General features: G+C 51.3%; 13 protein-coding genes. 10 read left to right on the top strand and 3 right to left on the bottom strand.

Annotation, left to right across the window (positions count from 1 at the left end):
- The 8 genes from LZ24_RS17360 to LZ24_RS15360 all read left to right on the top strand — a co-directional run.
- Positions 1 to 1,068: hypothetical protein (locus LZ24_RS17360; protein WP_186443197.1), on the top strand; the 1,068-nt coding region annotated here is incomplete at its 5' end.
- The gene (gene hisC / locus LZ24_RS15390) at positions 1,065 to 2,195 is read left to right on the top strand and encodes a histidinol-phosphate transaminase (RefSeq protein WP_246118615.1); all 1,131 of its coding nucleotides are present in this window, start codon (positions 1,065 to 1,067) and stop codon (positions 2,193 to 2,195) included. The genes LZ24_RS17360 and hisC, both read left to right, overlap by 4 nt.
- 84 nt (positions 2,196 to 2,279) lie before the next feature.
- Positions 2,280 to 4,598, top strand: coding sequence for a xanthine dehydrogenase family protein molybdopterin-binding subunit (locus LZ24_RS15385; RefSeq protein ID WP_144686616.1), 2,319 nt, complete (start codon positions 2,280 to 2,282; stop codon positions 4,596 to 4,598).
- A 72-nt stretch (positions 4,599 to 4,670) separates the two neighbouring features.
- Positions 4,671 to 5,171, top strand: coding sequence for a (2Fe-2S)-binding protein (locus LZ24_RS15380; protein ID WP_144686615.1), 501 nt, complete (start codon positions 4,671 to 4,673; stop codon positions 5,169 to 5,171).
- Positions 5,168 to 6,031 carry an FAD binding domain-containing protein gene (locus tag LZ24_RS15375; protein ID WP_144686614.1) on the top strand — a complete coding sequence of 288 codons (864 nt, stop codon included), beginning with the start codon at positions 5,168 to 5,170 and terminating at the stop codon, positions 6,029 to 6,031. The genes LZ24_RS15380 and LZ24_RS15375 overlap by 4 nt, the downstream gene beginning before the upstream one ends.
- Positions 6,028 to 7,029 (top strand): XdhC family protein, encoded by a 1,002-nt coding sequence (locus LZ24_RS15370; protein WP_144686613.1) that lies wholly within the window; start codon positions 6,028 to 6,030, stop codon positions 7,027 to 7,029. Before LZ24_RS15375 ends, LZ24_RS15370 begins: the two co-directional genes overlap by 4 nt.
- Positions 7,026 to 7,694 (top strand): nucleotidyltransferase family protein, encoded by a 669-nt coding sequence (locus LZ24_RS15365; protein WP_144686612.1) that lies wholly within the window; start codon positions 7,026 to 7,028, stop codon positions 7,692 to 7,694. The genes LZ24_RS15370 and LZ24_RS15365 overlap by 4 nt, the downstream gene beginning before the upstream one ends.
- 12 nt (positions 7,695 to 7,706) lie before the next feature.
- Positions 7,707 to 8,693 (top strand): hypothetical protein, encoded by a 987-nt coding sequence (locus tag LZ24_RS15360; RefSeq protein WP_144686611.1) that lies wholly within the window; start codon positions 7,707 to 7,709, stop codon positions 8,691 to 8,693.
- A gap of 14 nt (positions 8,694 to 8,707) precedes the next feature.
- Here the strand turns inward: LZ24_RS15360 and LZ24_RS15355 are convergent, their stop codons facing one another.
- Entirely contained in the window at positions 8,708 to 9,904 is a 1,197-nt protein-coding gene (locus tag LZ24_RS15355; RefSeq protein WP_144686610.1) for an MFS transporter, read from the bottom strand.
- A gap of 1,514 nt (positions 9,905 to 11,418) precedes the next feature.
- On the opposite strand from LZ24_RS15355, the gene LZ24_RS15350 reads away from it, so the two are divergent.
- Positions 11,419 to 16,614 carry a C39 family peptidase gene (locus tag LZ24_RS15350; RefSeq protein ID WP_144686609.1) on the top strand — a complete coding sequence of 1,732 codons (5,196 nt, stop codon included), beginning with the start codon at positions 11,419 to 11,421 and terminating at the stop codon, positions 16,612 to 16,614.
- A gap of 249 nt (positions 16,615 to 16,863) precedes the next feature.
- A complete protein-coding gene (locus LZ24_RS15345) occupies positions 16,864 to 18,168 on the top strand; it encodes an aromatic amino acid transport family protein (RefSeq protein WP_144686608.1) in 1,305 nt (434 codons plus the stop codon).
- A gap of 218 nt (positions 18,169 to 18,386) precedes the next feature.
- On the opposite strand, the gene LZ24_RS15340 is transcribed toward LZ24_RS15345, so the two are convergent.
- On the bottom strand, positions 18,387 to 19,781 hold the full coding sequence (locus LZ24_RS15340) for an Ig-like domain-containing protein (RefSeq protein ID WP_222427667.1): 1,395 nt from the start codon (positions 19,779 to 19,781) through the stop codon (positions 18,387 to 18,389).
- A 157-nt stretch (positions 19,782 to 19,938) separates the two neighbouring features.
- Positions 19,939 to 20,883 (bottom strand): Rpn family recombination-promoting nuclease/putative transposase, encoded by a 945-nt coding sequence (locus LZ24_RS15335; RefSeq protein WP_144686606.1) that lies wholly within the window; start codon positions 20,881 to 20,883, stop codon positions 19,939 to 19,941.
- Positions 20,884 to 20,957: the final 74 nt, after the last annotated feature.

Raw genomic sequence — 20,957 nt, 5'->3', positions numbered from 1 at the left:
TGCCCGCCTGTGGATATGGACCTTTCCGCCTTCAACCTCGCCTGGCGGCCGGATCTTGAAAAAGATGCCTCCGGTCTGGGGCTGGCGCTGGCCAGCCGCTGGGTGGACTTTTTCTCTTTAGAAAAAGACGAAAGCCGCCGCCTGCACCTGACCTTTTCCGTGGAAAAGGTCTTTGACCAGCCCGTTCCCCTTGCTCCCCCCCTTGCGGCCCACCGCTTCTACCGCCTCATCCGGCCCACACCGGAAACCATGGCAGCCTGCGGTCAGCGGCTTTTTCATCACATCAAAGGCATCAACCCTGATACAAAAACCTTTCATCCGGCAAGGCTTGCCGCCCTTACGGCAGAGGGCCAGCTTTTCGGGGCTTTGGCAGAAACGGAATCCGGTGAGGTGGCAGGGGCCGCCTTCTGCATCCCCGAAGAAGGACGCCTCCTCCGGGGCTATGGTCCCTTTATCTTCACGGACAAAGACAGACGCCGCATGGCTGAAGATCTGGCCTGCCACTGCTTAGAGCGGGTGGGACGCAAGCCCTTTTCCGGCGTGCTGACAAGGATTTTTGACGAAGACTGCTTTCCCGAAAAATTTTACATCCCCGCAGGCGGTCATGCTCCATCCGGCACAAAGACGGCCTGGCACTTTCCCCTTTGCGATGATGCGGGCGGCCTTCTCCATTATACAGCCAACATCGCCGATTTCATTGACACCACCGTAACCCGGCAGGATCTCCCCAGAAAAAAAATCCTCATGGAATCCAACCCTTGTGAAGCCAAAGGCCCCGGCGTCTTTTCAAGCTCCCTCAACAGAAAAGAAAAAAAATGCCGCATGCGCCCTCTTTTGGCAGGAGAAGACATGGAAGCCAACCTTGAGGCCCATCTGTGCTGGTTTCAGGAAGAAGGAATAAATTTATGCGAAATGTATCTTGACCTTGCAAAAACAGAAGAAGCCTCCCTCCTGCCCCTTCTCTCCAAAAAAGGCTTTTCTCCCACCCTGCTTCTTCCCGGAGGCGGAAGCCTCGGGGATCTTCTCATCCTCGAAGCCCGGATGGGGCAGAAAGGAGAATGCGCATGAAAAAGCATCCTTCCATGCTGGTGCCGGAATTCATACGGGAGATTGATCCCTATATCCCATCCAGACCCGATTCCTATCTCATGGCGGCCTACGGCATTCCCGTTCTCCATCGCCTCAACAACAATGAAAACCCCTTCGGCCCGCCCCCTGCGGCCATGGAAACCATACAATCTCTCAACCCAAAGGACATGGCCATTTATCCCAGCGGCGATGCCTTTGACCTGCGCTGCCATATGGCCGAAAAACTGGGAATTTCCCCGGATCAGATCCTCTGCGGCAACGGGGCCAACGAGATCATTCAGTTTGTCATTTCCGCCTACTGCGAGGCAGGCGACAACATCATCACCGCAGACAAGACCTTTGCCGTGTATGAATGGGTGGCGGAATTTTCCGGTGTGCAAGCAAGGCTCACACCCATGAAGGATCACGGCTTTGACCCGGAAGCCATGCTGGCCTTCATGGATGAGCGCACCAAGATTTTTTTCATCTGCAATCCCAACAACCCCACGGGCACCTTCTGGGACAAAGAAACCCTGCAAAAATTTCTGGAGGCCGTGGATGGCCGGGCCATGGTGGTGGTGGACGAGGCCTACTGCGAATTTGCAGAGGATGAAACTTTCCCGGATGCCCTCACCCTCCTTGACGATCATCCGAATCTTCTCATCTTCCGGACCTTTTCCAAGATGTACGGCCTTGCAGGCCTGCGTATCGGATACCTCATTGGCCAGAAAGACCCGGTCTTTGACATCTGCCGCACCCGCATTGTGTATTCCATCAACAGTGCGGCCCAGAAAGCGGCCATGGCCGCCTTCGGAGACAAAGAGCACATCGAAAAAACAAAACGGATGGTGAAAGAATCCAAAAACTGGCTGAAAACCAGACTGGAAGGGATGGGACTTGATGTCATTGCAGGGGAAGGCAACTACCTGATTGCGGGCCTGCCCTTCAATGATCAGCTGGCCTACCGCAAACTGATCCGCAAAGGCTACATGGTGCGCACCATGACGGGCTTCCGCTACCCCAACCACATCCGCATCACCTTAAGGGAAAAACCCCTCATGGAAGACTTTGCTGTGGCGCTGGAAGAGGTGCTGGAGGAAAGGGGCTACCCCAGACTGCTTTCCTGACAGATTTTTCAACTGCTGTTTATTGCAGATGAAACAAGCGATGCATGAAAATCGAGCCAGAAACCCAAATAACAGGGAGAAACCATGCCCACCCAAATATCCGGGAACGCAACTGAATCCCCATCCCGCTCCCCCATGACCATCGGCCTCCCGCTTCCCAGAGGCGATGCCCGGGCCAAAGCCTGCGGCAGAGAACCCTATGCGGCGGATCTTTTCCCAGAAAACCTGCTTCTGGCCCAGGCCCTGCGCTCGGGCCTTCCCTGCGGACGGCTTCTGGAGCTGGATCTGGAAGAAGCCCGACAGATTCCCGGTATCGTGGCCATTCTCACAGCCAAAGACGTACCGGGCTCCAACCGTCAGGGCATCATCCATAAGGACATGCCCGTTCTTGTGGAGGATCGCATCCGCTACTGCGGAGATCCTGTAGCCCTCCTCATTGCTGAAAACAAAGAGGCCATCCGCAGCGCCATGTCATGTATCCGCATCCATGCCGAACCCTCTCCCGGTGTCTTTGATCTGGATGAGGCCATGGCGGAAAATGCCCCTTTAGTGCACGAAGATAAACCGGGAAATATGCTGGCAAAAGCCACCATTCAAAAAGGAAAGCCCGATTTTGATGCCTGCGCCGCCGTGGTGGAAGGCTGGTTTGAAACGCCTGTGCAGGCCCATGGTTTTCTGGAAACGGAAGCCGGTACGGCCTGCCTGCTGGAAGACGGCACCCTCCGCATGGAGGTTTCCACTCAGTCGCCCTTCAGGGATCGTTTAGAAATCAGCCACGCCTTAGGGATTCCCTTCATGCAGGTGCATATCCATGCCCCCTCCTTGGGCGGAGGTTTTGGCGGAAAAGACGGGGCCACCGTGCAGTGTCTCTTGGGCCTTGCGGCCCTGCACTGCCCCGGTCGTTCCGTCAAAATGCTCTGGGAAAGGGAGGAAAGCTTTGTGGCGGGCTACAAGCGCCATGCCTGCCGCATGCACTACCGTCTGGGAGCGCTGGCCGACGGCAGTCTGCACAGCCTCCATGCAAGGCTCTGGTATGACACCGGCGCTTACGCCCATCTGGGGCCGGAGGTCATGGAACTGGGCATGGAACACGCCGCAGGCCCCTACCGCATCCCCCACAACCTCACCGAAGGCTTCTGCGTCCATACCCATACGCCCACGGGCGGGGCCATGCGGGCCTTTGGGGTCTGTCAGGTGAGTTTTGCCTTTGAATCCATGATGGACATGCTGGCGGAAAAGCTGAAGCAGGATCCCTTAGAGCTGCGTCTCCGGAATGCCCTTCACCGGGGAGACACCAACGGCGCAGGCGTGCTGCTGGAATCCTCCACCAGCCTTGCCGCCTGCCTCGAAGGCATCCGGAACCATCCCCTCTGGCAGACCCGTAGGCAATGGCAAAAGGAAGCCCCGCCCTTTTGCATCCGGGGAACCGGCCTTGCCGCCGTCTTCAATGCCGCAGGGTACGGAGGCGGGGTGCGGGACGCGGCCATCGCCAAAATCGAGATGGACGTGAAAGGACACTTCATTGTCCACAATGCCGTAACGGACATGGGACAGGGCAACAGCAGTGCCTTTTTGCAGATTGCAGGCCACATCCTCCGCCAGAGTGCCGAGGCCCTAAGCCTGCGCCAGCCCGATACCCGCAGCGCCTATCCTTCCGGTTCCTCCTCAGCAGGGCGCACCACCTACACCTTTGGAAAAGCCCTCATCAGCGCCTGCGAAGAGCTGGCAAGCCGCCTCATCAACCGGGCGGGGCTCATCCTCTTTCTTCAGAATGATGAGGGGCTTGTGCTGGAACCGGGGCGGGTGCGGCATGAACCCTCCGGCCGTTCGGTTTCCCTGGAACAGCTCGCTTCCTTCATGAGCCTTGAGGAAAGGGTCTGCCTTGGTCAGTTCATCGCACCGGTGTGCCGGGAGGTGCCGGATACGTCCAGGGGCTTTTTCATCGGCTTTCCCCATGTGATTTTCGGCTACGGTGCCCACCTTGCGCGGGTGGAGGTGGACACCCTCACAGGCAGGGTGCAGGTGAAGGATTACCTCGCCCTCACCGACGGCGGGGCCGTGCTCAATCCGTCCATGTTCGATCAGCAGGTGCAGGGCGGTGTGGCCCAGGGTATCGGCTATGCCCTCTACGAGGATTTCATCACAGAAAAAGGGGTTGTGAAGACCAAAGATTTTACCACCTATCTCATGCCGGGGAGCCTCGATCTGCCGGACATCCTCTCCCTTGCCCCGCCTGTGGAGGAAGAGGAAAGCGGGCCCTTTGGCATGAAGGGCATCGGTGAGGTGGCCATGAACGGCCCCTTGCCCGCCATTGCCAACGCCCTGCGGGATGCGGGATGCAGACGCATCCACAAAGCGCCCATCATGGCCGAAGCCGTGCTGGGGAGTCTGGAAAACCGATGAGAGCTGCAATCCAGCCAGACCTCCCTTCCGGCAAACATAAGAGATAAAAACCATATTTCCGGAGATCTTCCCATGTCAAAACCCCCTGAAAATTCACCCATCTCCTTTTTTCTGAACGGCAGTCCCCTTTCCCTGTCCGTCGCTCCCGGCCGCAGGGTAGTGGATCTTCTCCGGGAAGACCTTCACCTCACGGGCACCAAGGAAGGCTGCGGAACCGGTGAGTGCGGGGCCTGCACCCTGCTTGTGGACGGCTTTCCCATGCTCTCCTGCCTCATGCTGGCGGCCCAGTTAGAAGGCCGCAACATAGAAACCGTGGAAAGCCTTGAAAAAGATCCTGTGGGAGAAAAGCTCATCACCTCCTTTGAAGAAAAGGGAGCCGTGCAGTGCGGCTACTGCATTCCCGGCATGGAAATGACGGCCCTGGCTCTCCTGCGCAATCATCCCGAAGCGGATCGGGAAGACATCCGCAAAAGCCTTTCGGGGAACCTCTGCCGATGCACAGGGTATGTGAAAATCCTCGATGCCGTGGAAGATACGGCAAAAAAACTCACAGCCCCAAAGGAGATGCCATGAACCCCGTTCTCTTTCCCCGTACAGAGGAAATGCTCCTTTCCATGGTAAAGGCGTATCCAGAAGCCCGGTTCATGGCGGGCGGCACGGATCTTCTGGTGGCCCTGCGTCAGAAACAAAAAGCCCTGCCCCCCCTCATCGGCCTTGAACGCATGGAGGGCATGGGAGATATCCTAAGAGAAGGAGATGAGATCTCCATTGGAGCCGCCTGCACCCTAAAGGAAGTGGCAAGCCATCCCCTGACCCGCCAGCATCTGCCCCTGCTCTGCCAGGGAGCCGATTCCGTGGGGGGACCTGCCCTCCGGAACATGGCCACCCTCGGGGGCAATCTCTGCACCGCATCTCCGGCAGGCGATACCCTGCCCGCCCTCTTCCTGCTGGAAGCCCGTCCGGAACTGCTTTCGGAAAAAGGCCTGCGCACCCTTTCCATGGAAGCCTTCATCACAGGTCCGGGCCGTACGGCGCTTTTGCCCGGTGAGCTTCTGCACCGCATCCGCATTCCCATCCCCCCAAATGCCCCCATCCAGCACTTTGAGAAGGTTGGCAACCGCAACGCCATGGCCATAGCCGTGGCAAGCCTTGCTGCCCTCATCCGCATGGAACAGGGCCTTGTGACACAAGCCCGTCTGGCCTGGGGCAGCGTGGGGCCGAAGGTCATCCGCTCTTCCGAAGCCGAAGCCGCCCTCATGGGAAAACCCCTTCGGGAAGAAAGCCTCAAGGAAGCGGCCTTTTACGCCCAAAAAGCGGTACAGCCCATCAGCGATATCCGGGCCAGTGCGGACTACAGAAAAAAGGTGAGCGCCAGTCTGCTGCAAAGGCTGATCCTCTACCGGGATTCTGATGACAAAGGAGAGCGGTCATGACGGCCATGGAAATTCTTAGTGCCTGCATGGAAATCCTTAAAGATAAAGCCTCTGCCTGCCTTGTGGCAGTCATCTCCCATACAGGCTCTGTGCCCGGCGGTGAAAAGGCCCTCATGCTGGTGAAAGGGGATGGCAAGACACAGGGCAGTGTGGGCGGCGGCGCACTGGAGCTGGAGGCCATGGCCCAGGCCAGACAAGCAATGGAAGAAGGAAAAGCCCGGCACATGGAAGCCCGTCTGACACCGGAGATGGCAGGAATGCCCTGTGGCGGCAGTGCTTCTCTCCTCCTTCTGCCCCTGAAAAAAGGGGCAGGCCCGGAGCTTTCCCTTATGGAAAACCTTGTGAAGGATCTGGGAGAAAGGCTAGCCACCGGTTTTCAGGTTTCTTTTTCCCATGAAAGAAAAGAAGAAATTGAAAAAAGATCCAAAGCTTTTCCCTGCCGCATCCGCATACTGGAAGGCCCCGCCTTTTTCTTAAGGGAAGAAAGTCCGCCTTCATCGGAAAGCTTTTTCATCCGCCTCGAACCCCAGGCCGGGCTCCTGATCTTCGGAGCCGGTCACATCGCACAGGCCCTCTGCCCCATGGCCCTTGCCGCAGGCTTTGACCCCGGCATCTTCGATGACCGCAACGACTACCTTGGGAGCATCTCCTTTCCTGAAAATGTTCCCGTCCACAGCATCGAAAGTTTTGAGGGCTGCATGGAGGGGCTTTCCATTACCCCTTCCACCTGGATTCTCATTGCCACCTATGGCCACAGCCATGACCACCTCGTGCTGGAACAGGCCTTAAACACCAAAGCCCGCTACATCGGCATGGTGGGCAGCCGCCGTAAGCGCGAGGCCCTTTTTGCAAAGCTTCGGGCGGAAGGTTTCGGGGATGAGGTCCTGTCCCGAGTACACTGCCCCGTGGGCCTTGCCATTGGGGCCCAGACACCGGGGGAAATTGCCGTAAGCATTCTCGGGGAAATGATTGCCATTCGCAGGAAGGGAAGCCTGTGAGGAAAAATGCCCGCCCACATCCAAAAAAAGACTGTGCGGTTCTTATCCTTGCCGCAGGAAAATCCAGCCGCATGGGCCAGGACAAGGCAGGGCTTCCCTTCGGAAAGCACACCGTGGTGGAGCATCTCATTGCCCTCTACAAAAAAGCAGGGCTTCATGCCATCACCGTGATCAGCGGAGACAATACCCCTGCCCTGGAGGCGCTGGATCTCGACGCCCGCATCCTGCCCAATCCCGCAGCGGAAAAGGGGATGTTTTCTTCGGTGCAAAGGGGTTTTGAAGCCCTTTCTCCGGAAACGCAGGCCTTTTTTGTCCATCCCGTGGATATTCCCTTAGTGTCCTGCCCCACCCTGCTGGCGCTGATGCATGCCATGGAAACCCATCCCCACAAAAAAGCCTTTATCCCCGTCTTTCAGGGAGAAGGGGGACATCCGCCCCTGCTCCGTGCGGAACTCATCCCCGGCCTTCTTGCTTTTTCCGGAAAAGGCGGGCTCAGAAAATTTCTTGAAACAAGCGATGTCCTTGAAATCCCCTGCCCGGATGCGGGTATTCTAAAGGATATGGATACACCGGAAGCCTACCGGAGGCTTTGTCCTGTGCAGAGACTTTCCGACTCCCCATGTCCACCCTCCGGCAGATCCGCCCATCCATCCCCCATTCCATGAAAGGAACAGACCATGGATCTTCAGATTCGTCTCATGCAAAAAGATGATGCCCCCGGTGTTGTGGAGCTTTACCGGGCCGTGTATGGCGACCATTACCCCGTTGCCAGTGTCTATGACCCCGAAGCCATCCTTGCGGCCCAGGAAGCCGGGGATTTTTTTCGGGTGCTTGCCATCCTTGATGGCCGGGTGGTGGGGCAGACAGCCGTTTACCGCTCCGACCCGCCCAACAGGGATCTCTACGAGGAAGGACAGGCCATTGTACTCAAAGAACTCCGCAATCAGGATATTATGGGAAAAACCATGGGCCTTGCCCACAGCAGGATTTATCCGGAAAAAGGACTGCACAATCTCTGGGGAGAAGCGGTCTGCAACCATGTCTTCATGCAAAAGGCCGGAATCCGTCTGGGTTATGTCTTCACAGGTATGGAAATCGATCTCATGCCAGCCGATGCCTATGAAATGGAAAAAAGCAGTTCCGGAAGGGTTTCGGCCCTGATCGGCTTCAAAGTGAAGGATAGCGAACACCGCAGGGTGCATCTCCATCCCGCCTATGCCGACATCCTGCCCTCTTTCTATGAAGGCCTCAGTCTTTCAAGGGATTTTGTTGTGGCCTCATCTCCCCTGACGGATACGCAAAGCAGACTCACGGAAAGCCTCTATCCAGACGCAGGTGTGGCCCGCTTCACCTTCCTTGAGCTGGGCATGGATTTCGTGGATATCCTGAAAAAAAAGGAAAATGAGGCTGTGGATCAGGGCTGCACCGTGATTCAGGTCTTTTTGGATCTCAGCAGGCCGGAGGTGGTTACAGCCATAGAAATTCTCCGTCATCAGGCCTATTTCCTTGGCAGTGCCCTGCCCTGCTGGTACGGAAACGACGGCATTCTCATGCAGAAACTTCTCCATGAACCCAATATTGAAGGCATCAAGGTACATGGAGAACGGTCGGAAAGCATTCTGGCCACCATATTAAAGGACAGGGAGGCCACCCGCAGGGACTGATATCTCCCTGACTTTCATGGGGCCGCCAGCCGCCGTATGGACCAGATCCAAAGCATTCCCATAGCCGGAAGCAGGGCAAAAAGGGAAAAAAGACCGGCATAAGAAACGCCTGCTCCGAGGAGAAATCCTGCCAGAAGCGGCCCCATGAAAAACCCTCCGTCCATAGCAAAGAGCATGAGATTGCTGTTCATCCCTTTGAGATGCACAGGGGAGATGTCAAACATGAAGGCATTGAGCTGGGGCATGAGAAAACCGATGACCATGCCGTAAAAAAGGGCCAGTCCCAAAACCAGAACAGGCGCTGTGGAAAGGGAAAAAAAGCAGAGGCTGAAGGCCAGAAGACAGAGAAAAGAAAGCAGCATCCCGGCCCGGTTGATGCCGTCCATGAGCTTTCCGCAAAAAATACGCACCAAAAGGGTGGCCGCCGTTGTCAGGGTGAAAAAAAGCCCCGGATTGGAAGCCCCCAGACGTAAAAGGTGATCTTTCATGTAAAAAAAGACCATGGTAGTTGCCGTAAAAACCAGAAAGTTCACCCAGAGAAGGGAGAGAACGCCGGGATGCTTCAGGCCTGAAACCATATCCTGAAATCCCGGCTTTTTCATGGCTTCAGCGGGCAGACTCACCCATCGTTTTTTCAGGCGGAAAGAAAGGGGAATCAGGAGCAGGAGGGCTGCAAGAAAAAGGGGTGCACCCAGCACGTAAATGTTCACCTCACTTTGCGCCCAGGGCAGAAGCCTTTCCATGAGAGGCGGCAAAATGGCGTAGGGCAGAAGGGTCATGACCGTAAACACCCCAAAACCCTGACCGCTTCTTTTTTTGGGGATCAACAGAACCAGCACATGGATCACTGCGGAAACCAGCAGCACAAACCCCAGACCATGGCAGACTCTTACCAGAACCAGATGGCGGAGATCCTGAGCAAGGGCGTATCCCCCAAGGGAAAGGGCCAGAATGAGAAGCCCCAGCCCCATGATTCTGATGGCGTTACGGGGAGAAATAAAGGTGCTGACAAGGGGCCTCAGGGCAAAGGCCGTAAAGGGCTCCAGACTGATCAATATCCCACGCCAGACCGCAGGCACGCCCGCTTGTTCCAGATAGGCATTGAAGCCGTAAAACATGGAAATGTTGCAAAAGGCCAGAAAAGCAATAAAACTTAACAGAATAAACTCAAAGGAAAAAAGGGACTGTTCTGCGGACTGTGGACCTGACATGGAACCGACCTTTCAAAAAGACGGATGCTTTAGGCTCTGTTAACATTTAGCGTAGCCATATCAAGGCTGCCGCAAAACACAAAATAAGGCATGTAATTTTTTACCCATTTATCAAATCGTTAGAAAATACGCAAATTGTCTATGTATCTGATTGAAGGTATTCGATTTGTCAAAGGAAAATTGTGCTGAACAGTTACGATCTGTTTTTTAAATTGAAATAAAAGACAAGACATTATACCTGTTGGCTTATCAATCAGTCACCTGTAGTCCCGGATAAACCACCCCCACTTCGTAAAGCCGTAATTACGGTTGCCACTTTGGGTTTTATTTTATCGTAAATCCGATGGCGAACCTGGTACTGTTACCGTATGACGTGGCATGCAACGCCTCGAAGATATCACCAGAGCGCATATCGCTTTTGTCCTGCATCCACCACCAACCTAGGCCCCAAGCTCATCTAAACCGACTTATCTGCTGCCAGAATGGAAGGTATTTACTGAATCCAGACATCCTCACAAAGAAAGATAAAATGCTATGCTGTTTCTGCATCATACCCAGTCAATACCCAGATCAATACGAGGAATGCCCCTGCGTGATTATGCCGGCCGCAACCGGAGAGATAAGAACCTGGTATCAGATCAAAATCTCTTTGAAGACCATGAATCCTAAACGTCCATCTGCTTGATGACTTCTCTGTGTATCCCCCAACATACCCCGACAAAAAAAGTCCAAAAACGACACTAAACGGCACTACAAACGCTGTGGAACGGTTAAAAAATGGCTTTTTCAAATGGCCCGCCTTTTGCTTACTCCTTAATAGCAGCCCACGCTCTGTTACGGCATCTTGTCTCATAGAGTAACTTGCTATCAAATTCAAACTCATTTTGACCAGTAATGGATAATTACTTTTTTTAAGCACCTGATTTAAAAAATCAAATTCAAACCACTCAAAAGTTGCATGAAACCCATCTGTATATTATAACAAGTGGAGAAATCATCAATAACAGCTTTTTGTACATATAAAAAAAGTTCATTTCCCACCCGAACTCGACGTAGATAAAAATGCCTGATTGCTGTGGTCAGACCTGAAACAGCGGATGCTTTGCTTATTGGGTTTCGGTCTTCTTCTGGACAACTTAAATTTAGTTCTTTTAATTCAGAATATTAAGAAACAACCAATGATCCATCACTGATCGAAATGAGTTTAAATCCGGCACAAGTTACTCTACGACAAGATGCACTAACAGGGCATGAGCTGCTTCTGAGTAACTTGACAAATTACTTTATGACAAAACGCCATAACGCGGTGTGGGTTACTTGTTAGTAACTGCAGAGAAAGCCACACATCCCCTGCTCCCTTCGGGCCCATGCTGTAAGACTGCTGAGAAGCTTTTTCTGATTTCGAAATTTCAGAAACAGACTGGGGGTCTCAGGTTCAATTATCACACACTGCGATTTGAAGTTTTTAATCGGGATTACACATGTTCAAATTTGGGCTGGAGGAGTGAAATCGTATGTCGTATGATTTTTTAGCAAAACTGGATCAAGTGGAAGATCTTTATAATAAAAACCTTTATCTGGATGCCTATGCCCTTGTCCGGGATGAAATCCATGAACCAGAAAAACATAAAGGCCTGAGTGTACGTCACATGATGCTGCTCGGAAGGCTTGCCGGTCAACTTGGCAGCACCACCCTACTTGAGACCTTCTATGGGCTTGCTTATGAACAGTATCCTGGCTATCCCCTGGTTCTTTTGTATGGGAACAAAAAAACGGATAACATGCTGTCCCAACTTAAGATTTTGGAGGAGTTTTCACATGACAGCCTGGAAAGGCAGGATGATAAAGCTATCTGGTATTCATGGATGGCACGGATATATGCACGGGCCAGAGATTTTGATCGGGCCGAAACATGCCTTAAAACTGCTTTTGAGCAGGAACAGGAAAAAAGCCGGGTAATGGCATGCGAGGCAGAAGTATGGCTTCTGGCGGATCAGCTGGACAGGGCCTTTGATTCCATCCGGAAAAGCTGGGAAATATCACCAGGTCACCCTCAGACAGCAGCTCTACTTGGTCACATTTATTCCCGGAAGGGTTTAGCTGAAAAGGCCGTAAGACAGATTATGTCTGTTGCAGTGCTTGGCCAATCCTATGAAACTCTGATGGCTGGGTTGCGATATCTCTGTGTCTGGACAGAAAGACTGCCGGAAGAAGAACGTTATACCATGCTATCAAAAGCCATAGTATCGCTTAAGGAGCTTGAAAGACTTGCACCCCTGGCCGATGATAAGCTGAAAAATGATTTTGCCATGGTCCGCATTAACATCGCCTGGCTGCTCAATGACAGGGCTGCCATGCAGGCTGAAAAAGAGGCTGTTCAGCATCCATTTTATGAGGCTGTCCTGACCAATTATGAACAAAATCCAAAAAGCATAAACGTGACGGTTCCGTATGCGCCCGTATTCCAGACCCACAATACATGCTTACCAGCATCTGTAGCCTCAATTCTTGCAGGTCTTGGCTTAAATATTGATATGGATACTCTTTCCCAAAATATCACATTCCATGGCACTGCCATATGGCATATCCGGGACTGGCTGGAGGCCAGAGGAGTTGCAGTCAAGCCCTTTATTGCAGAGGAGTCCATCATCAGGAGTCTTCTTGAAAGTGGTATCCCCTTTATCTTTACCCGAAGAAAGATGGACTCCGGCCATACGATGGTGGCAGTTGGGCTGGATACTTCAGCCGATGTTTTAATCTTGCATGATCCTGGTCAAATACATCTGGAAAGGATGCTGATCAGGGATATTGCCCTGCATGAGGCTCCCTTTGGACCGGAGTGCATTGCCATGGTACCTGAAGGACGCAAGGCTGAACTCAGCCAGATCCCTCTGGAAGCCTGGGGACCCTTCTCGGTTTTCCTGGACTATTACAAGGCTGCTGAGACCGATGGGATCAAGGCTGCTGGCCTGGTGCTTAAAACCATGCAAATGCAGTTTCCGGAACACCCCCTTTCCCTCAGGCTGGAAAGTATCCATCTTGGCAATACGGGGCAGCCAGGCAGAGCCATTGAGATTCAGAAAAAAATACTCTCGGAGTGGCCTGACTGCGAACTGATTAAAAATGATCTGCTTCGGAATTTTAACCGGACAGGGAATGCGTCTGGCCAGATCACCATACTGAAAGATCTGGTATTACTAAAAAAAACAGAAACCCCCCATACCACGGAAAAGCGGCACTATACTCCGTCAGAATATGTGACATGGTATTCGGATCTTGTCCGTTTGAGCAAAAAGAGTCACGAAAAAACCAAATTGTTAATCATGGAATCCCTGAGCAGAGAACCTTTTCATGCAGATAGCTACTATCTGCTGGGAGATGTGGAATGGCGTATGGGAAATTATGCCCAAAGCCTTCTGCCCTATTACTGCGCCACCTATCTTGAACCGGATAATAACCACTATGCCCGAACCTATTGTGATGCACTGGCGAAAAACGGAAGCAGGGATACCGGTCTTGTGTATTTACGGAAAAGAGCAGAAAAAGCGTCCAGCCTGGGGCATGAAAGGGTGTATTCCACACTGGTAGAAGCCCTTGAAGATTACGGATACCCGGATAGGGCGGTGGAAGAACTGGAAATCGCCTGTCAGAAAAATCCGGACAACCCCCATCTTCATTCCTTTGCTGCGAGATTCTGGTCCAGGATGGGGCTGTGGGAAAGGGCGGAGGAAGCACTCCAGGCCGTTAAGCAGACAGGAAACATTACTCTTTTCTACACAACAGCCATGGACTGTTGGCAAAAAAATGGAGACTGGGTTACTGCCCTTGACATAAGCGAAAAATTGATGGACGAGGAACCGGATAATCTTGAAAATCTCCGCAACCATCTATTCATAACCAGCCAGATCCAAGGCCGGAAAAGTACCCTTGTCCTTGCGGAAAAAAGAATGCAGGAGCATCCGGATAATGATTATATAGAAAACATTTACTATGAATGGCTAGCCGCTCTGGATCGTCGCACAGAACAGACTGCACTGCTTCGCAGTCGGATTCGACGGAACCCTTATGATGCCTGGGCCCATCGTGAACTGGCATTCTGCCTGCTCAATGAACCGGAGATCCGTCATGCCGAAGAAAAGGGCAAAGCCATACAGGAAGAACTGGATCGAATTGTGGCGCAATGCCGTGAACTTTCGCCGGATCATCCAGTTTTCTCCATGATTCTAGCGGAAATAAAGGCACTGGAGCAGGATTATGAAGGGGCCGTTGATCAGGCTTTGTCTGCTCTGGAACTGGAAACCGAGTATATGTGGGCAAGCCGCCGGATATGGGATTGGTCCCGGAATTTTTCCGATAAAAAACAAAAAGATATTTTTTACCTGCTCGAAAAACATCTGTTCCGCTGTTCAGGTTTTCTCGTTGCAGCACGGGAAATTTTGTTCATGCATGCATCGCGTTTCGGTGCTGAAGCGACACACCCCATTGTGGACAGGTGGCTTGAAAAGTTTCCCGATGATCCGGAAGTGGTTAAGGCCAAAGCGGATCTTTTACTTGAATACGGAAAGGGGCGGAAGGACGCCGAGCGTGCAGTGGCCATGCTTGAGGAGGGAATCCATCGTTTCCCCAGCCATTTTGATCTTCAGTTGTCCCTCGCCCATGCTTATCGGGTTCTTCTGGATGAGGAAAAATGGTTTTCCGTAGCAGACCGAATTCTCAGGAGTTTTCCCCTCAACGCCTCTGTCAGGGCGGACATGGCCTTTTATTGGCGCAAGCAGGGGGAAGATGAAAAGGCCTGCGCCATTCTTTCCGATGGCATAAAAACTTCGCCACTTGACGAAAATTTACGATATGAGTATTGCCTTCTGTTATTGCGCATGGGACGAAAGGACGAGGCCTTAGATAGCGTTAAGCAATGCATGGATATACTTTCTGAGAATCTGAACCTTCGCAACCGTTTAATAGATATGCTCTTTGACTACGGCCATGACGAACTTGCTGTGGATCTCGCCAAAAAAGGACTCAAGGCTTATCCGGAGGGAGCTGTTTCATGGGAAATATATGGTGCCTCCCTATGGAGGAGTCGGCATCTTTCCGATATGGAAGAGGTGGAAACCTGCTACCGTGCTTCCCTGAGATACAACCCTGGATACTGGAAGGCCGCTGACAGCCTTGCAAAACTACTGGCGACTCAGCACCGTTTTTCTGAGGCCCGCAATCTCCTTGAAGATCAGAAGATGATACAGTCCACACACAAAGATATTGAAGTGCGTTCTGCCTGGCTTACAAGAAGATCGGGCCAGAAGGAAGAAGCAAAGGAAAGTCTCTGCGAATTTTTGAGGCACTGCCCCCTGCATCAGTGGGGCTGGCGCACCCTCCTTGAATGGATTCGTGAAGATGAAGACTGGTCTCTGGCCGGAGCCATTTTACAGGATGACCATTCTGTCATGATGGATTGCCCTGATTTTGCAGGGGATCGTCTTGCTATTCTTGAAGAAGCCGGCATCCTGGAGCCAGACATGGATAATGACTGGCTGAAAATTCTTAACCGCTTTCCACAAAATAAACACCTTCACTCCCAACGATTTGATCTTCTTATGGGAAGACAGGATTTTGATTCTGCAGGCAAAATTCTTGAAAAAATGCTGATCTTTAACAGAGACTCCCCCTATGTTCAGGCACGGGCAGCTGCATTTTATCTTGAACAATCAAAGGTATCCAAAGCTTTTGAAGTCGTTCGAGATCTTTGGCATTATTCTACCGGAGCCTGTGACTGGTGCCATAAGTATATCTGGGATGCTTTTAAAAAGCATAATCTGATGAAGGACCTGATCCGTTATGCCCTTGCTGAATGGAAAAAAGCATCTCCTTTGCCCACAGAGATTTTCCGCCTTGCACTTCTCAATCTGAATATACTCTATGAACCTGCTTCGGGACAAAATAGTTCATATCTACCTCAAGTCGTGTATCTTCAGGCTCTTTTAGAAAAATCCCTTTCCCGGGATACGGAAAATGGGCTCTATACCTCTATTATTCTGGATACCCTGAATACCTTAGGTGAAAAATCAATAGTCCTTGACTGTGCAGAAAAAAATAAAATTCTATGCCATCAGCATACGGATATCTGGCAGGTTGTTGGACATGCCATACTGGATTCAGAATCCCTGTATTCAAACGACAGGGCCCGCAGGTGGTTTGCCAGCTGGAAAAGCCATAAAGCATGTCAGCTCTTTGCCGTATCCAATTATGTCATAGCCATTGAAAGAAGTGTTTTTCTCAGTCCTGTGAGCAAATTGCGCCTCATCCGGAACAACGGCATCGCGAGTATCCGAATGCTCCCCCATGATCACACATTGAAGTTCATGGCTGCCAAGACTGCCGAGGCTTTTTTGCGTCTTGGGGAAAAAGACAATTTTATTCACCACATGGACCAGTACGCCCATCTGCTGCGGGATAAGGTTTCTGATTATTGGATGCCCGATGAAGCAAAGAGTTTACCAGAAACCCTTTTTTCTTTCCGTGACCTTTTACTTGGCGGAAATGAAGAGGAAATCCAAAATGTCATGGAGGGATCTTTCCTTAAAAATCCCGATCGCTTTTGTCTTCCGTGGGTAAAGGGTACGCTGATCAGGCTGATTAAAAAAAGTTTTTCTTTCAAGACGACGATGAAATATTACTGGCGTATACCCGGATCGGGCCGCATACCCACATGATGAAAGTGCAAGGTAATCTCTGTCACCAACTAAAAAATCAGTATTCCTGGTTTGAAATGACGGGTCTCTGATTATATCAGACCCCATGCTCCTGATGGAACCATGATGAATGTTATCCCATGGCAGCGTGATTCACACTTGGAAATTGAAGCTGGGACTTTTTCTACCCGTTAACACGGTTCATTTTTATGTTTTTTTTACTGTCCAGGTGGCTTGAATTTGACTTTCAGGCATATAAGGAGTTAAAGAATGGCTGGTTCTCAAGTTGAAAATAGGGGGCGGGAAGAAAAAGCTCTTCCCTGGATTCTGACACTTTTTGGGACTGCCGTCGGTGCGGGTATTCTGTACCTGCCCCTTCAGGCAGGCAGTTCGGGAATTTGGGCCTTTGTTCTTCTTTCGCTTTTCATTTTTCCCATCATTTATTACTCCCATAGTTATGTGGTCACTCTCCTTCTACTGGAAATAAGCCCTCAAAATTATGCGGGGGTGGTTGGCCACTTTATGGGAAGAATTTTCGGCCTCTTGATTATATTGGCCTTTCTTATTACTTTTTATACAATTCTTCTGTCCTATGCAATGGGACTGAATGCCAGTATCGGCCCCCATATACCACAGTTCAGTTTAATGAATATCAACTGGGCACAGAACAACATTTTAATTATCATTATTCTTTTAGTTTTTGCCCTAGTTCAGATGATAAACAAAAAAATCATGCTTACCTTTATGAGTTTTTTTTCTTTAGTGCTGATAATTATTCTTTTCGGTATTTCCATTTCCCTGGTACCTCTCTGGGATTATTCCATATTTTATCAGCTTCCCGAGTTGCACGACCTTGCAGCGGAAGCCCTCCGGATTCTGCCAATCTTGGTCCTCTCTTTAGTTTTTTTTCCTGCCATATCCTCCATGGTGATTGCCTTTCGAAGCCATCCTGGTGTACGGCCTCTTAAAACGCGCATGCGACTTCAGTCAGCTATTTTCATTACATCGATGCTGCTTTGGTTTTTTATACTTTTTTTTGTTTTTTCATGCAGCCTTTCTTTAACCCCAGAGGAGCTCGCCCATGCCATTAAGGAAAATCTGAACAGCCTGACAATTTTAAGCTATAAGGAGGGACTTTCACCGCAAATTGCCAACTTGGGGGAGCTTTTTGTTATTCTGGCCCTATTCACATCTTTTATTGGTATCTTTTTTGCTGTGAAGGAAGCTGCTCAAGAATTGGTGCGTGAAGTGATCGCACTTTTGACCTGGAAAAAAAGAGGTCCGATAAAATATGAAAGGGGAGTGGATATCATCATTCACCTCCTTATCTATTTTTCTCTTTGGGCTATTGCTACCCAGAATCCATCGTTTATGAATATTTTTAGTGATTTTATTTCCCCTCTTGTAGTCTTTTTTCTGTTCATACTGCCTATTCTTATTCTGATCAAGGCCCGGGGTTTTCACATCCTCATGCAGCCTACTTCTCTGTTTATTGTATTTTCTGGCATTCTCTTGCATTTCTCCTATGAAATTGGGGCTTATCTTCAGAATTTATTAGAGAGTCATAAGCTGTAGCAATATCGTTTTCATTCTTTGGGTAAAACGGACGTCGGTGGGCCCCCTGCAAAGCCGAAGGGCTGGAATCCAGGATTCGTATCGAGGATGATGCGGCCCCAGACGCCATACTCATCTTCTACAGTTCAATTTCAATAATCCAATGAATTCAGCACGATAAAAAGCAACATCAAACCTTTGGCACCACCTGCCATCCTGTTTTCCCAAAACGCTCTTTTTTATATTTCGCAAATTGCCTGTGGCATGGCTACGCCAACAGCCTTGAATATTTTTCCACATACGCCATGAGCATAGCTCACACGGGCCCTCGGCCCTTTGCTGTCAGAAATCCCCGAGGCGGGCTCGGATGGGGCACTTTCATTGCCAGCCTTGTTCAGGGCCGTGCCCCTGTAGAACCAGGCCCCGTCTTGGGCGGGCATGTCCCTGTGACCCGGACCGGCAATGATTTTAGTGTTCACCTTTTGGGCCTGGGCAAGCTCCGTAAAGGGTGCTGCACTGCGATAAAGGTTGAAACCCGAAGGCGGATCTCCAGGCCCTGCACTCCAGGAAAGGCGCATGACACCGGCTTCAAGGGCTTCTGCCTTCAGGTTCACAGGAGCCGAAGGAAGGCTTGTATCCACCTCCACCTGAAGGGCAGCACTCAAAGGCCCTCTGCCTGCGGCGTTGAGGGCTGCGGCACGGACAAGGTGCACACCCGGCGCAAGGGTGAGGCCTGCAGAAAAAGCTCCCCTTCTGTCCACATCTAAAAGATCTCCGAAGGGCGTCTCTCCCAGATAAAGCTGAACACGGGTATCAGGCTCGCTCCGGCCCCCAAAGAGCACCAGGGGCGCATGGGTGATCCAGCCGTTTGCGGGCTTTGTGAACACCGGTGCTGCGGGTAAGGCCAGCTCCACGCGGATGTTTTTTACAAGGCTTGTGCTGTTACCGAAACTGTCCCAGGCGACGATTTTGAGGACATGGCTCCCCTCTTCCAGCCCATAGATATCCACCTGCCAGCCATAGGGCGCGCCAAAGGCCGTGTGCCGGAGAACGCCATTGAGGTAAAAGGCCACACGGCTTACGCCGGACACATCCTCGGCCTTAAGGCTGAGAAGCCCCGAACGGCTCAGTGCATCGCCTTCTTCCAGAAGATCCGAACCGAATTTTACATCGGAAATGACAGGCCCCGTTTCATCGGGTCTGGGGGTGAGGGCAAGGCTCTGCACGTAAGGATTGTGGCCGCGGGAGATGTTCACCGCCACAAGGGCCACATGGACGGTCTCGTGATTGGCAAGGCCCGAAAGAAGGGCTTTATTTTCTTTCACCTCAGAAAAAGGTGCCATGCCCTCGGTGGAATCAAAGGAACCTTCGGAGGATAGATACAGGGCATAATGGCGCAGGCATTCTGAAGGCTCTGAGGAATCCCAGGCAAGGTTCAGGCCTTCGGGAAGAACCTCAAAGCGGATGGCAGGAGGGTTGAGAAGCCAGGTGCAGGCCTTTTCTGAAAGACCGAAGCTCTCTATGCCCCGGCTGTTGTAGCCCTGAATTTTAAAGGTATGGGCAGAGGCTGGGGCAAGTCCGGATTTTTTATGGTGACCATAAAATTTACCACCTACCCTTCCTCCACTCCACATCCGAAGGCGGGTCCCAGGCAAGCTGGCTACCACAAATCGGGCTGGGGGCCGGAGGTGGTCAAACGCCACACAGGGTCTGAAGTCTCAACACCAAGGCTGTCCCTTGCCTTATGGTGGCACGGGCACCCAATAACGGTATCCGTGGATGCTCAAGATGCTAATGCTTGGTAGCGTCCTCACCGATCAGAAGATCCAGACCCTTATCCCCTGCAGCAATCACAGCCTTTACCTTTTCGGGGGTGAGACTCGTAATGTCTGCTATTTCTTCGGGCTGCATCCTGTACTTCTGTAAACGCATGATGGTTTCAAACTTCTCTTCATGGCGGCCCTTAACCGTACCAATCTCCGTACCAATCTCCAGCCCCTTCTGCTCCGCAAAAAACAAAGCCGATTCATAATCCCGCTTCCATTTGATGTGGGATTCATAGGCCTCACGCATATGCTCATCCTGGGTAAAGCTCAGGTACTTTTCTCTGGCGTTGGCTATCTGAGGATTATTCTTCAAGATGTTTTCCATAATATCATCCTCCTTGTTCAGGCCCTCGTTTTTAAGATAATAAAGCCAGCTATCCAGACTCTTATCCAGATTATAATCAGTAATCTTGGGAAGTTCAAGGAAATGCAGGGCAAGGTGATCCGTCAGCAGCAGTTCCGGCGCATCCTTTTCCCGGAGCATGAAGCAGAGGTGATAAGGGTCCACATCCTTAAACATTTTAAAGTCAAGGATATTGATGCAGATCACAGGGCGCAGGGTAGCATAATTTTGCCCTGTAACCAGCTGATCTCCGTAAAGGGCAGTCCAGTAATACAAAGCCCGCTCCCCGAAAAAGCCCTGATCCGAGTTCTGCATTTCTATATCAATCCACCTGCCGTCAGAAGATTTTGCCTTGATATCCAGGATGGTTTCTTTGGCATTGAGGATGGTCTGAATGTTGAAAGGGTTTTTAATCACAAGGTCTGTGATCAAAGGGAAACCGGAGTTTTTCATAACGGCATTGATGAAATCAATGAGAATGGGCTTATGCTCTTCCTTGCCGAATAGAAACTTGATGAAGATATCCGATGTGGGTTTTACATAAAAATCCGTGAGCTGCTGGTTCAAGGGGGCCTCCTTCTGCCTGCGGGTTCATATGCCGGGGAAGAAACATAGCCTGAAAGGGTGAAATTGGGAAGGGG

It is taken from the genome of Desulfobotulus alkaliphilus (assembly GCF_007830435.1).
GTDB lineage: Bacteria > Desulfobacterota > Desulfobacteria > Desulfobacterales > ASO4-4 > Desulfobotulus > Desulfobotulus alkaliphilus.
This window is presented reverse-complemented; position numbering and strand designations above follow the sequence as displayed.

Bases quoted from the DNA above. Each gene is read 5' to 3' on its own strand.
- LZ24_RS15375 (WP_144686614.1), top strand. From the start codon at position 5,168: ATGAACCCCGTTCTCTTTCCCCGTACAGAGGAAATGCTCCTTTCCATG.
- LZ24_RS15350 (WP_144686609.1), top strand. From the start codon at position 11,419: ATGTCGTATGATTTTTTAGCAAAACTGGATCAAGTGGAAGATCTTTAT.
- LZ24_RS15345 (WP_144686608.1), top strand. From the start codon at position 16,864: ATGGCTGGTTCTCAAGTTGAAAATAGGGGGCGGGAAGAAAAAGCTCTT.
- LZ24_RS15340 (WP_222427667.1), bottom strand. From the start codon at position 19,781: ATGTGGAGTGGAGGAAGGGTAGGTGGTAAATTTTATGGTCACCATAAA.
- LZ24_RS15380 (WP_144686615.1), top strand. From the start codon at position 4,671: ATGTCAAAACCCCCTGAAAATTCACCCATCTCCTTTTTTCTGAACGGC.
- LZ24_RS15385 (WP_144686616.1), top strand. From the start codon at position 2,280: ATGCCCACCCAAATATCCGGGAACGCAACTGAATCCCCATCCCGCTCC.
- LZ24_RS15370 (WP_144686613.1), top strand. From the start codon at position 6,028: ATGACGGCCATGGAAATTCTTAGTGCCTGCATGGAAATCCTTAAAGAT.
- LZ24_RS15360 (WP_144686611.1), top strand. From the start codon at position 7,707: ATGGATCTTCAGATTCGTCTCATGCAAAAAGATGATGCCCCCGGTGTT.
- LZ24_RS15355 (WP_144686610.1), bottom strand. From the start codon at position 9,904: ATGTCAGGTCCACAGTCCGCAGAACAGTCCCTTTTTTCCTTTGAGTTT.
- hisC (WP_246118615.1), top strand. From the start codon at position 1,065: ATGAAAAAGCATCCTTCCATGCTGGTGCCGGAATTCATACGGGAGATT.